The sequence below is a fragment of the Streptomyces sp. Y1 genome (assembly GCF_041053115.1).
GTDB lineage: Bacteria > Actinomycetota > Actinomycetes > Streptomycetales > Streptomycetaceae > Kitasatospora > Kitasatospora rubellomurina.
The window spans coordinates 3,054,873-3,069,782 of sequence record NZ_CP163445.1 but is presented as its reverse complement, the minus strand read 5'-3'; the positions used below and the strand labels follow the sequence as shown (position 1 = coordinate 3,069,782).

General features: G+C 74.4%; 6 protein-coding genes. All 6 read right to left on the bottom strand.

Translation table 11 applies throughout. From position 1 onward, the window contains the following. Positions 1-273: 273 nt before the first annotated feature. Positions 274-1,311: a methyltransferase gene (locus AB2U05_RS12815; protein WP_045697732.1), complete on the bottom strand. Its 1,038-nt coding sequence runs from the start codon at positions 1,309-1,311 to the stop codon at positions 274-276. A 59-nt stretch (positions 1,312-1,370) separates the two neighbouring features. Continuing rightward, on the bottom strand, positions 1,371-2,585 hold the full coding sequence (locus AB2U05_RS12810) for a cytochrome P450 (protein ID WP_369183250.1): 1,215 nt from the start codon (positions 2,583-2,585) through the stop codon (positions 1,371-1,373). A 107-nt stretch (positions 2,586-2,692) separates the two neighbouring features. Next, complete coding sequence (locus AB2U05_RS12805) at positions 2,693-3,292, bottom strand: carboxymuconolactone decarboxylase family protein (RefSeq protein WP_052707420.1); 600 nt, start codon at positions 3,290-3,292, stop codon at positions 2,693-2,695. Next, complete coding sequence (locus tag AB2U05_RS12800) at positions 3,289-4,233, bottom strand: MBL fold metallo-hydrolase (protein WP_369183249.1); 945 nt, start codon at positions 4,231-4,233, stop codon at positions 3,289-3,291. The genes AB2U05_RS12805 and AB2U05_RS12800 overlap by 4 nt, the downstream gene beginning before the upstream one ends. 32 nt (positions 4,234-4,265) lie before the next feature. Then, the gene (locus AB2U05_RS12795; RefSeq protein ID WP_369183248.1) at positions 4,266-5,699 is read right to left on the bottom strand and encodes a cytochrome P450; all 1,434 of its coding nucleotides are present in this window, start codon (positions 5,697-5,699) and stop codon (positions 4,266-4,268) included. Further along, positions 5,699-14,908, bottom strand: coding sequence for an alpha/beta fold hydrolase (locus AB2U05_RS12790; RefSeq protein ID WP_369183247.1), 9,210 nt, complete (start codon positions 14,906-14,908; stop codon positions 5,699-5,701). Before AB2U05_RS12790 ends, AB2U05_RS12795 begins: the two co-directional genes overlap by 1 nt. Between the last annotated feature and the right edge of the window lie 2 nt (positions 14,909-14,910).

The following is a 14,910-nucleotide window of genomic DNA, read 5'->3' as shown; positions in this document are numbered from 1 at the left end:
CGACGTGACCAACATCGCTGTCAGCTTCTGGTCAGTGGACTGGACCAGATCGGAAACATTGCCGTGGTAAAGGCGCTTCGGGGCGCTCGCCCGTCCCGTGCCGCGCAGTTCCGGTACGACCGAATCCCGCCGGTGGCAAGGGCGTTGATGCCGAACCGAGATAAACGAAACCGCTCGCGTTCCGTCCCGTTTCCGCGCGGTGGGTCTGCGCGGTACGGAACGGAACGCGAGCGGGAAGTCGGACCGACGGCCCTGGCCGTCGCCCGTCCGTCGTCAGCCCTCGTTGCCTCCGGGGACGGCCTCGATCAGCGAGAAGGCCATCGGGGCGGGCAGCAGCGAGAACGCGGCCGGGGTGAAGCCGGCCCGCACGAGGAGGGCCTCGAACTCGGCCTTGGTGCGTCCCCGGCGGGAGCCGACCAGCTGCATGTGGATGTCGCTGAGGTACATCGTGTTCGGCAGGGAGCCGTCCACGGTGTCGGGCATGACCGGGTCCACGATGAGCAGCCGGCCGTGCGGGGGGATCACCCGCCGGACGTTGCCGAGGATCGTGACGGCCCGCTCGTCGTCGGCGTAGTGCAGGACGTTCCTGACCAGGTAGAGGTCGGCGCCGGCGGGCACCTCGGCCGCGACGTCGCCGGCGACCACGGTGCAGCGGTCGGCGACTCCGGCCGCCGCCAGGACCTCCTCGGCCGGGGCGACCGCGGGGGCGGCGTCGTGCACGATGCCGCGCAGACCGGGATTGGCGGTGAGGACGGCGGCGAGCAGCGCGCCGTTCCCGCCGGCGATGTCGGCGACGGTCTTGAAAGCGCCGAAGTCGTAGTGCCGCGGCAGCGCCTCCGCGGTCTGCAGGGCGCTCTGCCGCAGGGTGGCGGGGAAGTGCTGCGACAGTTCCGGGTCGCCCGCGACGTACGCGAAGAACGGCTGCCCGAAGACGGCGCCGAAGGTGGAGCCGCCGGTGCGGACGGCGGTGTCGAGCTCGCGCCAGGCCGCCTGGATCGCCGGATCGGTGAACATCCGGGTGAAGGAATTCAGCGAGTCGGGGCGGTCGGTCCGCAGCAGGGCGCCGACCTCGGTGAGCCGGAACGCGCCGGATTCCGCCTGGGCCAGGACCCCGAACGCGGCGAGCGCACTGCACAGCTGGGTGGTGACCGCCGGGTCCGTGCCGAGCTCGGCGGCCAGCTCGGCGCCGGTCCGCTCGCCGTCGCCGAGCACGTCGGCCACGCCCAGCCGGGCCGCGGTGGACACCGTCTGCATGGCCATGTGGCCGAAGGCCAGTTCGAACAGTCGTTGCTTGTGGATCGCTTCAGTCATGACGTCTTCCTCAGTGCAGTGCTTGCTGGCTCAGTGCAGTGCTTGCTGGTCTCTCGCGCTCACTTCAGGCGCACCGGCAGGGAGCCGAAACCGCGCATGAAGCCGATCCGCCAATCCGGGAAGTAGTCGGGATCGGCCAGTCGCAGGTCACCGAACCGCTGCAGCAGCTGGGTGAACGCGACGTTCGCCTCCAGTCGGCCCAGCGGGGCGCCGAGGCAGAAGTGGATGCCGTGCCCGAAGGCCAGGTGCTTGGGGCTCTCGTCCACCTGGTGCAGCCGGGGCGGGTCCTCGTTGTACTCGGGGTCGTGGTTGGCGGCGTCGAGCGAGACGCACACCAGCTCGCCGGCCGGGATGGTGACGCCGCCGAGGCTCACGGCCTCGCTGGTGTACCGCATCGTCGCCCAGCCGACCGGCCCGAAGCGGCGCAGCACCTCCTCGGTCGCGGCGGGGATCCGGTCCGGGTGGGCCCGCAGCGCGTCCATCGCCTCGCGGTCCCGCAGCATCATGTAGACGCCGTTGGCGATCAGGTGCAGCGACGTCTCGTGCCCGGCGACCAGCAGCAGGAAGGCCATCCCGATCAGCTCGTCCGTGCTGAGCCGGTCGCCGTCCTCGCTGTCGGCGATCAGCCCGGACAGCAGGTCGTCACCGGGGGCGGCCCGCTTGGCCTCCAGCAGCGCGGTCAGGTAGTCGGTCATCTGCTGCGAGACGGCGGCCATGTCGAGGTCCGGGTCGGCGTCCAGCAGGATCCTGGACCACTCCTGGAACTTCTCCCGGTCGTCGAACGGCACGCCGAGCAGCTCGCAGATCACCATGACCGGCAGCGGCGCCGCCAGCGCCTCGATCAGGTCGACCTGCTCCCGGCCCTCCAGCTGGTCGAGCAGGCCCTTGGTGATGTGCTCGATGCGCGGCCGCAGGGCGGCGACCCGTCGGCCGGTGAACTCCCGGCCGACGAGCTTGCGCAGCCGGGTGTGCTCGGGCGCGTCGCTGTTCAGCATGTGCGAGTTGAGCAGTTCCGAGGCGCCGGCGCCGCGCCCGTCCGGGGCGACGCGGCGCAGGATCTCGTACAGATCGGTGACGTTCTTGCGCATCCGCGGGTCCGCGAGCGCGGTCCGGGCCTCGTCGTAGCCGATGATCAGCCAGTGCGGCAGACCGTTGGGCCGACGGACCCGCAGGACGGGGCCCTTGGCGCGCCAGCGACGGTAGTACTTGTGCGGATCGTCGAAGAAGTCGATTCCGATGGTCTCTTCCCGCACGGGTCCCCCGAACTGGGTCATCTTCCTTGCCCTCCCTGAGAATCACTTCCACTGATCGGTGCGGTGCGGCGCACGGCGGCCGTACCGCACCGGTTCCGTGCGGGGGCACGGAACCGGTCGGCGGAGTCTCAGGGTCTGGGGAGGTCGGCGGGGTCGGTGAACCAGTCCTCGAGCGGGACGTCGCAGGACTTCAGGATGTAGGCGAGCATCGAGTACGCGCCGATGAGCGCCAGCACTTCCAGCAGCTGCTCGTTGTCGTACGCGGACGACAGCTGCTGCCACGTCCGGTCGGACAGCGCGGCGTCCGGGCCGCGCAGCTCGTCGACCGCCCGCAGCAGGGCGGCGTCGTGCGCGGACCAGCCGGCGGCGTCCGGGCCGGCCGGGACGCGGGCGATCTCCTCCTCGGAGATGCCGGCCTTGGAGCCGATGGCCACGTGGTGGGCCCACTCGTAGCGGGACTGCAGGAGGTAGCCGACCCGCAGCACCATCAGCTCCCGGTCGCGCAGCGGCAGCTTGCCCTGGCCGAGCGCGGAGAGCATCGGGTTCATCCCGGTCAGCAGCGCCGGGTGGTTGCCGATCACGCCCAGGACGTTGGGCACCGGATTGCCGACCATGTGCGCCAGCGGGCCGTCCGGGTCGGTCTGGACCTCGGCGGGCATGCCGAGCAGCGGACGGAGCTGCTCGGCGGGGGCGAGCGCCATCCGGGGCGCGGTGCTCCGGGTCGTCACGCCGTCACCTCGGCCTTCGGGGATTCCTCCAGCTCCACCATGTGGTGCAGGCACTCCAGCGGTCCCGGCGTGCCGTCGCCGTTGAGCTCGCGGTAGACGGCACCGATGTTGAGGACCAGGCGCTCGGCGTTCTCCAGGCCCTCGAACCCGGTGAGGTCGAACTCGCGGGCGGCCTCCAGCGCGGACTTGCCCTGCTGGTGGGCGGCGGTGGCCTGGAGCTTCAGCTGCTCCAGCTGCTCGCGGATCCGGACGACGTCCTGCTTGCCGCCGACCGGGCCGTGGCCGGGGACGACGAACTCGGGGTCGAGCTCGATGATCGTGTCGCAGGCGCGGATGCAGTTGTCGATCGGCCCGGAGTGGATGACCCCGTGGGTGCCGAACATGAGCAGGTCGCCGGCGTACACGACCTTCGTGTCGGGGACGTGGACGATGACGTCGCCGACGGTGTGCGCCGGGCCGGCCTCGATCAGTCGCACGACCCGCTGGCCCACGGTCAGTTCGAGCTCGCCGTTGAAGGTGATCGTCGGGTAGGTCGGGGTGATGCCGGTGAAGTCGAACGGCTCCAGGTGCTTGCGCAGCCGGGGGTCGGCGTCGGGGGCCAGCAGCGGGGAGGTGGTCTCCGGGCCGGCGTGGCGCATCGCCCGCGCGGCGGCCGTGGAGGACACGATCATGGCGTCGCCGACGAGCTGGTTGCCCCACCAGTGGTCGCCGTCGTGGTGGGTGTTGACGACCCAGCAGATGTCGACGGTGGGCACCGCCCGGGCGATGGCGGACAGCATGTCCCGGGTCTGCGGGACGGAGAACAGGGTGTCGACGAGCAGCGCCTCTTCGCCGCTGTGCACCAGGCCCGCGTTGCCGAAGCCGGTGGCACAACTGCCCTGCAGGTAGGCGAAGGTCTGCGGCGCGAGCTGGTGCACGCCGGTCGTGAAGGGGACGGACAAGGGTATCTCCTCGGTTCTGTGGGTATCCGCGGTCAGTGCCCGGCCGCCACCGCGGTCCGGGGGCGCAGCACCATCCGCGGACCGCGCTGGGGCACCACGACGGGGCCGCGCGGGACCGCCTTCGCCGGGTCCTCCTCGACCCGCTCGAAGTCGACGTTGGTCACCAGCTCGCGCAGCATGGTCCTGATCTCGTGGATCGCGATCTGGTCGCCCATGCAGCGGGTGTGCCCGCCGCCGAACGGGATCCAGGTGTACTGGCCCGGCTGCACGCCGAGGAACCGCTCCGGGCGGAACTCGTCCGGCTCGGGGTAGCGCTCCGGGTCGTTGTTCATCAACTCGGCGCTGGGGACCAGCAGTTGGCCGGGCTCGTAGCGCACATTGCCGATCACGATCGGCTCCATGACCTGGCGGGCCAGGTTGTTCGGCAGCGGCGGGTTCTTGCGCAGCACCTCGTGCGCGGCGGCGGTGAGGTACTCCGAGGACCCCTCGGCGATCTCGGCCCGCAGCTTGGCGAGCCGCTCCGGGTCCCGGGAGAAGTGCTCGATCGACCAGCAGACCGCGGACACGGTCGTCACGGTGCCGGCGACGAACATCGTCATGATCTCGTCGCGCAGCTCCACGCCGGACAGAGTCGTGCCGTCCTCGTGGGTGATGCCGAGCAGGACCGACAGCATGTCGTTGCCGAGCTCGCCGACCTCCAGGCGCTCGGCCACCGCCTCGGCGATCAGTGCGTCGACCCGGGGGCGGTTGCGCCAGAAGTCCTTGACGCCGGTGCCGGGGCGCCGCTTCATCAGCCGCTTCTTCGCCGGCGACCACCGGTCGAACATGATCATCGCGGTGGGGTAGGTGTTGATCTCCAGCAGGTCCATCAGCCCGTCGAGCAGCTGGGGCCAGTTGCTCGGGACCACCTGGCCGAACACGACCTCGCGGATGACGTTCATCGCCCAGCGGTGCACCAGCGGGTGCATGTCGACGTCCTCGTCGCGCGGCCACTGCGCGACCGCGTCCACCGTGATCTGCTCCACCGCTTCGGTGATCCGGTTGAAGGCGGCGCCCTTGAAGCTGCGGGTGAGCGCCTTGCGGCGGGCCAGGTGCTCGCCCTCGTCGAGGAAGGCGAGCCCGGTGTGGCCGAAGAACTTCTCCAGCGCGCCGTTCGAGGTGCCGCAGTGCAGGCTGGTGCGCGGCGCCTGGAAGACGGCCTTCACCTCGTCCGGGTCGGTGAGGATGAAGAACTCGACGCCCGGCACGAAGCCCAGCTTGAACTTGGAGCCGTACAGCCGCTTGCACTCGTTCAGGAACGCGGTGCGGTTCTGGGCCCACTGGGCGAGCTGCTCGCGCTGGCCCAGGCTCGGCCCGGGCACCTGCGAGGACGGGATCACCGTCGTCTCCGCCGGCTTCGCGGTGTGGTCGACCGGGCAGCGGCCGCCGCCGTGCTCGGCCGCCACGTCGTTCGCGTCGGGGTTCATCACTTCTCCTTGTCGTACACAGCTGAGTCGGCAGAGAATCCGCCCCGGACCCACATCTCGACGGCCTGGGCGCACTTCGGGTCGTTGATCAGGTCGAAGTGACCGGCGTCGAGCCGCAGCAGGTCGCCGCCGAGGTCCCACGCGGGCCAGGAGTGCGTGTCGCCGGCCCGCACGTACAGCCGCGGGGTCTCGATGCCGGTGTCCTCGCGCTCCGCCAGCAGGCGCAGGTAGGCGCCCATCGCCAGCCAGCCGGAGTCGTCGAAGGCGAGGTCGCGACCGCCGTTGAGCAGCGCGTCCATGCTCGACTCGAACGCGGCGCCGCCGTCCTCGACGACGGCCTTCGGGTCCGGCGAGTCGAGCAGCACCAGGCCCGCCGCGGCCCGACCGGTGCGCTCGAGCTCGGCGGCCAGCGCGTGCGCGACGGCGCCGCCGATGGAGTACCCGACGAGCACCACCTCGGCGTCGCCGACGGCCTGCCGGATCCCGTCCGCGAGCATCCCGATGACGGTGTCCCAGGCCCCGGGCAGCGGCTCGTCCTCGCGGAAGCCGGGCAGCGAGCAGGAGTACACGTCCCGGCCGCGCAGGCCCTGGGCGAGCGCCAGGAACAGGTGCGGGCCCGAGCCGACCGCGAACGACGGCACGCAGACGACGGCCGGCTGCGCCGGATCGCCCTTGGCGAGCCGCACCACGCGTCCGCTGCCCTGCGGCAGCTCCTGCGGCGAGGTGAAGGCCGGGCGGAACCGGGAGGCCTCCATCAGCCAGCTCATCGCCCGGCCGAGCTCGCCCCCGGCGTGGGCGTGGCGGACCAGCGCGGTGAAGGTGCCGCGGCCCTCCTGGTCGGAACGGACGGCCGTGGTCCCGCCGGTGGCGGAACCGGCCGGTGCGGCCGGTGCGGGCGGCTGTCCGGACCCGCCGGACTCGCCCGACCCGCCGGACCCGCCGGACTCTCCGGACCGGGGGTCGGCCTCGGCCGCCGCCACCTCGTCCGCGAGGTGCCGGACGAGCCAGCGGGCCAGGCCCACGGCGTCGGGGTGCTCGAAGACCACGGTCGACGCCACCTGCACGCCGGTCACCCGGTTCAGGCGGTTGCACAGCCGGACCACGCCGACCGAGTTGAACCCCATCTCCCAGAAGCCCTGGTCGACCTCGACCGCGTCGCCGGACTCGTGCCCGAGAACGGCCGCGACCTGCGCCCGGACCACCCGCTGCGCCAGAGCCTCGCGCTCCTGCGCGGGCACCGCGGCCAACTGCCGCACCAGCGCGCCGCCGCGGTCGTCCGCGTCCTCGTCGTGCTGCTCGGCTGGCCGGGCCGCGCCCTGGGCCGCCGGTCCGGACACGCCCGGCGCCAGCCAGTACCGCTTGTGCTGGAACGCGTAGGTCGGCAGCGGCACCCGGGTGGCGCCGGTCCCGGCGTAGAAGGCGTCCCAGTCCACCTCGATGCCGGCCGTGTGCGCCTCGGCCAGCGACAGCGCGAAGCGGTCCAGGCCGCCCTCGTCGCGCCGGAGCGTGCCGATCGTCGCCACCGTGGCGACCCGGCCCTCGGCGTCGTGGGCGGTGGCGGTCTGCTCGATCGCGGTCGACAGCACCGGGTGCGGCGAGACCTCCACGAAGCGCGTCGCGCCGTCGTCGATCAGCGCGCAGACCGCGGCCTCGAAGCCGACCTGGTTGCGGACGTTGCGGTACCAGTAGGCCGCGTCCAGGCCGGTGGTGTCGACGAACCCGTCGACCGCCGTGGAGTAGAACGGGACCCGGCTCGCCCGGGGCGCCACCGACGCCAGGGACGCCACCAGCTCGCTCTCCATCGCCTCGACCGCGGTGGTGTGCGAGGCGAAGCCCGAGCCGAGCGCGCGGGTCCGCACGCCGTCGCGCTCGCACTCGGCCCGCACCAGCTCCAGGACGTCGCCGTCACCGGCGAGCACCACGGAGACCGGGCTGTTCACCACGGCGACCTCGGCCCGGCCGCCGTGGGCGGCGACCCGCCGGGCGACCTCGGCGTCCGAGGCGCCGATCCAGAGCAGCCCCTCGTCGTTCGGCAGCAGCTCGCTCGCGAGCCGGTTGCGCATCACCACGATCAGGACGGCGTCCTCCAGGGACAGCGCGCCGGCCGTGTAGGCGGCGGCGACCTCGCCCTGCGAGTGGCCGACGATCACGTCCGGCTCCACGCCGTGGGCCCGCCACAGCGCGGCCAGCGAGACCATCACCGAGAACATCGTCGGCTGCAGCACGTTCCACGGGACGGCCCCGTCGACCGCCTCCAGCGACGGCGCGCCCGGCGCGCCGCGCAGCACGTCCTCCAGGTTCCAGTCCACGTGTGGTTCGAGCGCCTTCGCGCAGGCCGCGATCTGCTCCGCGAACACCGGCGCGGTGTCCAGCAGCCGCACCGCCATCCCGGTCCAGTGCGAGCCGTGGCCGGGGAAGACGAACACCGTCTTGCCGTCCAGCACCCGGCCGTCGACGGTGTGCTCGGCCGCCCCGTCGCCGGCCAGCGCCGCCAGCCCGTCGAGCAGTTCGTCCCGGTCCCGGGCCGCGACCGCGGCCCGCCGCGGCAGGGCCGCGCGGGTCGTCGCCGTCGAGAAGGCGACGTCGACCGGGTCGAGACCCGGGTCGGCGATCAGCGCGGCGTGCAGCCGCTCGGCCTGCGCCCGCAGCGCGGGCCGGGTACGGGCCGAGAGCAGCACCGGGACGGCGGGCGGCCGCTCGCCGGTGACCGGCGCGACCGGATCCGGCGCCGGGGCCTCCTCCAGGATCACGTGGGCGTTGGTGCCGCTCAGACCGAAGGCCGAGATGCCGGCCCGGCGCGGCTCGCCGTCGCTCTTCCAGGGCCGCTCGGTGAGCAGCAGCTCGACCTCGCCGGCCTCCCAGTCGATGTGCGGGGACGGCTCGGTCACGTGCAGCGTGCGCGGCAGCGTCTCGTGCCGCAGCGCCTGGACCATCTTGATGACGCCGCCGACGCCGGCCGCGGGGCCGGAGTGCCCGATGTTCGACTTGAGCGAGCCCAGCCACAGCGGGCCCCGGGTGCGGTCCTGGCCGTAGGTGGCCAGCAGCGCGTGCGCCTCGATCGGGTCGCCCAGCGAGGTGCCGGTGCCGTGCGCCTCGACCGCGTCCACCTGCGCCGGCTCCAGGTCCGAGGCGGCCAGGGCCGCCCGGATCACCCGCTCCTGGGAGGGGCCGTTCGGCGCGGTCAGGCCGTTGCTGGCGCCGTCCTGGTTGATCGCGCTGCCGCGCAGCACGGCCAGCACCTGGTGGCCGTTGCGGCGGGCGTCCGAGAGCCGTTCCAGCACGAGCAGGCCCATGCCGTCCGAGAAGGACGTGCCGTCCGCGGTCGCCGAGAACGCCTTGCACAGGCCGTCCGGGGACAGGCCGTGGATGCGCGCGGTGTCGGACAGGGCGGTCGGGGTGGCCATCACGGTCACGCCGCCGGCCAGGGCGAGCGAGCACTCGCCCGCCCGCAGCGCCTGCATGGCCAGGTGCAGCGCCACCAGGGACGCGGAGCAGGCCGTGTCGACGGTGACCGCCGGGCCCTCCAGGCCGAGGGTGTACGAGATCCGGCCGGACAGCACGCTCGACATCACGCCGGTCATGTGGAACTGCTCCAGCTCCGGCGGCATGCCGACGCCGTAGTCCGGGTTGACCGCACCGCAGTACACACCGGTGTCGGTGCCGCGCAGCGAGGTCGGGTCGATGCCGGCGTTCTCGAACGCCTCCCACGCGCCCTCCAGCAGCCAGCGCTGCTGGGGGTCCATGGCCCGGGCCTCGTGCGGGCCGATGCCGAAGAAGCCGGCGTCGAAGTCGCCCGCGCCCTTCACGAACCCGCCGATCCGGGCGTACGTGGTGCCGGGGTGCTCGGGGTCCGGGTGGTACAGCTCGTCGATGTTCCAGTCGCGGTCGGTCGGGAACCCGACCATGCCGTTCCCGCCGGCGGCCACCAGCTGCCACAGGTCGTCCGGCGAGTTCACCCCGCCCGGGTACCGGCAGCTCATCCCGACGATCGCCAGCGGCTCGTCGACCGCGCCGCGGCGCGAGCGCACCACCGGGCGCGGGGTGTCGGAGGCCTCGGCGAGCTCGCCGACGATCAGCCGGGCGATCGCCGCCGGGGTCGGGTGGTCGAAGACCATGGTCGCCGACAGCCGCAGGCCGGTGACCCGGGTCAGCCGGTTGCGCAGCTCGACGGCGCCCATGGAGTCGAGGCCGACGTCCTTGAACGGGCGCTCGGGGTCGATCGCGGTGTGGGTGTCGTGCCCGAGGACGGCGGCGACCTGCGCGCGCACCAGGTCGAGCACGACCCGCACGCGGTCCGCCTCGGGGGTCTGGGCGAGCGTGCGCGCCAGCGAGCCGCCGGCCCGGCCGCGGCGGGCGGGCGTGCGGACCAGTCCGCGCAGCAGCGGGGCCAGCGTGCCCTGCTGGGCGCGGGCCCGCAGCTCGGCGAGGTCCAGCCGGAGCGGCGTGAGCAGGGCGGGCGCGGCCGCGCCCAGGCGGTCGACCAACTGCCGTGCGGGCTCGGTCGGTTCGGCGGCGTCGGGGGAGGCGTCCCAGGCCAGCGCGGTCACCGGCAGGCCCTCGGCGCGCCACCGGTGGCCGAGGGCGTCCAGGGCCGCGTCGGCGGCGGCGGTGGCGAGCTTCCCGGCGGTGCCGAGGAGCCCGGCCTCGGAGCAGACCAGCGCGAACGCGGCCGGGCCGTGCCCGGCGGTCAGCTCGCGCAGCCGCAGCGCGGTGTCGAGCCGCGCGTCGACGGCCCGGTCGAGCTGCTCGCCGTCGTGCGTCTCCAGGGTGCCGTCCGCGACGGCCCCGGGGGCGTGGACGACCGCGCTCAGCGGGCCGTCCAGGGCGGACAGCGCGTCGGCGAGGTCGTCGACGGTGTCACAGGCCACCGCGCGGGCGCCCGCGCCGGCCAGGTCGGCGACCAGCGCGTCGACGGCCTCGTCGGGGCCGCCGAAGGTGGCCAGCAGCAGCCGCCCGGCGCCGTACCGCTCGGCCAGCCGGCGGGCGACCGCCGGGCCGGCACCGCCCGGGCCGCACGCGACCAGGACCGTCCCGGCCGGGTCGGGCACCGCCGCGGCCTCCGCCGGGGCGGCGGGGGCGAGCCGGGGCGCGAGCAACGCGCCCTCGCGGACGGCCAGTTCGGGCTCGTCCAGCTCGCCGAGCACGGTCCAGTCGGCCGGGCCCCGCTCGTCGAGGTCGACGAGCAGCACCGTGTCCGGGTGTTCCGTCCGGACGACCCGGGCCGCGCCCCAGATCGCCGCCGCCGCGGGGTCGGGCAGCACGCCGCCGGCCGCGACCGCGCCGCGGGTCACCAGCACCAGCCGCGCGTCGGCCGACAGGGGGCTCGACAGCCAGCCGCGCAGCGTGTCGATCGTCCGCGCGGCCAGCTCCCGGACCCCGCCGGTGACGGAGGCCTCGGTGCCGTCCGCCAGGACCGGGGCCAGCACCAGGGTGGGCGGCTGCGCGCCGGCGGCCAGCGCCGCCTTCAGGGCGCCGAGATCGGCGAACTTCTCGCCGGGGGCGTCCAGTTCGCCCAGGACGGCGATCCGCGCCGCGGCGGACGGTTGCGCGTCCACCGGCGTCCAGACCGGCTCGAACAGGGTGTCCGCGCCGGACCGCAGCGCGCCGTCGAGTCCGGGCGCCGGGCGGTAGCCGACCCGGCCGACCGACAGCAGCGGCTCGCCGTCGAGGTCCACCGCGTCCACCCGCAGCACCGAGTCCGCCGTGACGACCCGGACCCGGGCGCGGGCCGCGGTGGCCGTCCCGAAGGACACGTTCGCCCAGGAGACCGGCAGGTTCGGGGCGGCGCCCGGCTCGACGTCGAGCAGGCCGCCCTGGAGCGCCGCGTCGAACAGCCCGGGGTGGAGCCCGTAGCCGGTGCCGTCGATGTCGTCGGGCAGGGCGATCTCGGCGAAGACCTCCGAGCCCCGGCGCCAGAGGGCCTGCACGCCCTGGAACAGCGGGCCGAGGTCGAGCCCGGCCTCCGCGAGGCGCGCGTACAGGTCGTCGACGGGCACGGGCTCGGCGTCCGCCGGCGGCCACTGCGCGTCGAAGGGCACCGGCGTCGCCGCCGCGCCGCCGAGCCGGCCGCGCGCGTGGCAGACCGCCTCCGGGCGGTCGTCGGCGGTGTCGGCGGCGGTGGTCGAGGCGGTGGCGCGCGAGTAGACGGCGAGCTCGCGGCGGCCCTCGGCATCGGCGGCGCCGACGGTCACCTGGACCAGGCGCGGCTCGTCGCCGAGGACCAGCTGCGTGCCGATCTCCAGCTCCTCCAGCACCGGGCAGCCGATCGCCGTGCCGGCCGTCACCGCCAGGTCGACCAGCGCCGTCCCGGGGAGCACCAGCGCCCCGAGCACGACGTGGTCGGCGATCCACGGCTGCGTGCCGGCCGCGACGCGCCCGGTGAACACCCATTCGTCGCGGTCGGCCACCGGCACCGCGGCGGTGAGGACGGCGTGGTCCACCCCGACCTGGCCGGCCGCGGCCGCGTCGGCCGAGCCGGTGCCGGGCGCCAGCCAGAACCGCTCGCGCTGGAATGCGTACGTCGGCAGGTCCACCCGGGCCGCCCCGGTTCCGGCGTAGTAGGCCGCCCAGTCGACGTCGACGCCGGCGATCCGCGCCCCGCCGAGGAAGCGGGCGAAGGTCTCGGCCTCGTCCTGCCGCGCGCGCAGCGCCGGCAGCAGGACGGCGTCGTCGGCGCCGTCGAGGGTCTGCCCGGCCATCGCGGTCAGCACCGCGTCCGGGCCGAGCTCCAGGAACCGCCGGACGCCCGACCGGTACAGGGTCCGCACGCCGTCGGCGAACCGCACCGCGCGGCGGACGTGCTTCACCCAGTACATCGGGTCGGTGAGCTCGTCGGTCACCCGCTCGCCGGTCACGTTCGACACGACCGCGAGCTTCGGCTTGCTGAACGTCAACTTCCGTGCGACGGCGGCGAACTCCGCCAGCATCGGTTCCATCCGGGGCGAGTGGAAGGCGTGCGACACCTTCAACCGCGAGGTCTTCCGGTCCGCGAAGCCCGGCAGCCACTCCTCGGCGGCGTCGGCGTCACCGGACACCACCACCGCCCGCGGGCCGTTCACCGCGGCGATCTCCAGCCGGCCCTGGTAGCCGCCCAGCGTCGCGAGGACCTCCTCCTCGGTGGCCTGGACGGCCACCATCGCGCCGCCCCCGGGCAGCGCCCCCATCAGCCGGCCGCGCGCCACCACCAGGGCGGCGGCGTCCGCCAGCGAGAGCACCCCGGCGACGTGCGCCGCGGCGATCTCGCCCACCGAGTGCCCGATCAGGAAGTCCGGGCGCACCCCGAACGACTCGACCAGCCGGTACAGCGCGACCTCGACGGCGAACAGCGCCACCTGCGTGTACTCGGTGGCGTTCAGCAGCGCCGCCTCGGCGGAGTCGGGCTCCGCGTTCAGCAGCGCGCGCAGCGACCGGCCGAGCAGCGGGTCCGCCGCGGCGCACACCTCGTCCAGCGCGGCGGCGAACACCGGGTACGCCCGCGCCAGGTCGAAGCCCATCCGGGCCCGCTGGGAGCCCTGGCCGGTGAACAGCACCGCCGTCTTCCCGGCGACGGCCCGGCCCTCGGCCGCTCCCGGCTCCCCGGCGGCCAGGGCGGCCAGCGCGGCCGCCAGCCCGTCCCGGTCGGCGGCCGGGACCACCGCGCGCCGCTCCAGCAGCGCGCGCGTGGTCGCCATCGAGAGGCCGATGTCCGCCGGCGTCAACTCCGGCCGCTGCACGAGGTGTTCGCGCAGCCGTCCGGCCTGGGCCCGCAGCGCCGCCTCGGTGCGGCCGGACAGCAGGACCGGCACGATGCCCGCGGGGCGCGGCGCGGCCTCGGCGTCGGCGGACCGCTCGGACGCCGAGGGTGCCTCCTCCAGGATGACGTGCACGTTGGTGCCGCTCACCCCGAAGGACGAGACGCCCGCGCGCCGCGGCCGGTCGCCCGGCCGCCACGGCCGCGGGCGCGACAGCAGGGCGACCTGGCCGCTCTCCCAGTCCACGTTCGAGGACGGGGTGTCCGCGTGCAGGGTGGCGGGCAGCGTCTCGTGCCGCATCGCCAGCACCATCTTGATCACGCCGGCGATGCCGGCGGCCGCCGAGGTGTGCCCGATGTTCGACTTGATCGACCCCAGCCACAGCGGGCCGTCGGTCCGCTCCCGGCCGTAGGTGCGCAGCAGCGCGTGCGCCTCGATCGGGTCGCCGAGCTCCGTTCCGGTGCCGTGGCCCTCCACGGCGTCCACGTCCGCCGGGGACAGGCCCGAGGTGGCCAGCGCCGCCCGGATCACCCGCTCCTGGGCCGGGCCGCTCGGGGCCGTCAGCCCGTTGCTGGCGCCGTCCTGGTTGACGGCGCTGCCGCGCACGACGGCCAGCACGGTGTGCCCGTTGCGCCGGGCGTCGGAGAGCCGCTCCAGCACGATGAGGCCGCAGCCGTCGGCGAAGCCGGTGCCGTCCGCCTCCTCGGCGTACGCCTTGCAGCGGCCGTCCGGCGCCAGCCCGCGCTGGCGGCTGAACTCGACCAGCAGGGTCGGGCTGGACAGCACGGTCACGCCGCCGACCAGCGCCATCGAGCACTCACCGGCGCGCAGCGCCTGCGCGGCCTGGTGCAGCGCCACCAGCGAGGAGGAGCAGGCGGTGTCCACCGTGACCGCGGGGCCCTCCAGCCCCAGCAGGTACGAGATCCGCCCGGCCAGCACGCTGGTCAGGATGCCCAGCCGGTACCCGCCCAGCTCGGGCGGCATGGTGGCGCCGTACTCGGAGCTGATGGCGCCGCAGAAGACGCCGGTGTCGGTGCCGCGCAGCGACGTCGGGTCGATGCCGGCGTGCTCGAACGCCTCCCACGCGCCTTCCAGGATGAGTCGCGCGGCCGGGTCCATCGCCAGCGCCTCGCGCGGGCCGATGCCGAAGAAGTCGGCGTCGAAGTCCGCGACCCCGTCGACGAATCCGCCGGTCTTCGCGTACGTGGTGCCGGGGTGGTCCGGGTCCGGGTGGTAGAGGCGGTCGACCTGCCAGCCGCGGTCCTCGGGCAGCGGCACCAGGGCGTCGCGGCCCTGCGCCAGCAGCTCCCACAGGAGCTCGGGGGTGGTCGCGCCGCCGCCGAAGCGGCAGCTCATCCCGACGATCGCCAGCGGCTCGGACGCGCGGGTGCGCAGCTGCCGGTTCTCCTTGCGGAGTTGCTCGTTGTCCTTGATCGACATCCGCAGGGCGTCGACCAGCTCGTTCGTCTTCGCAGTCATGG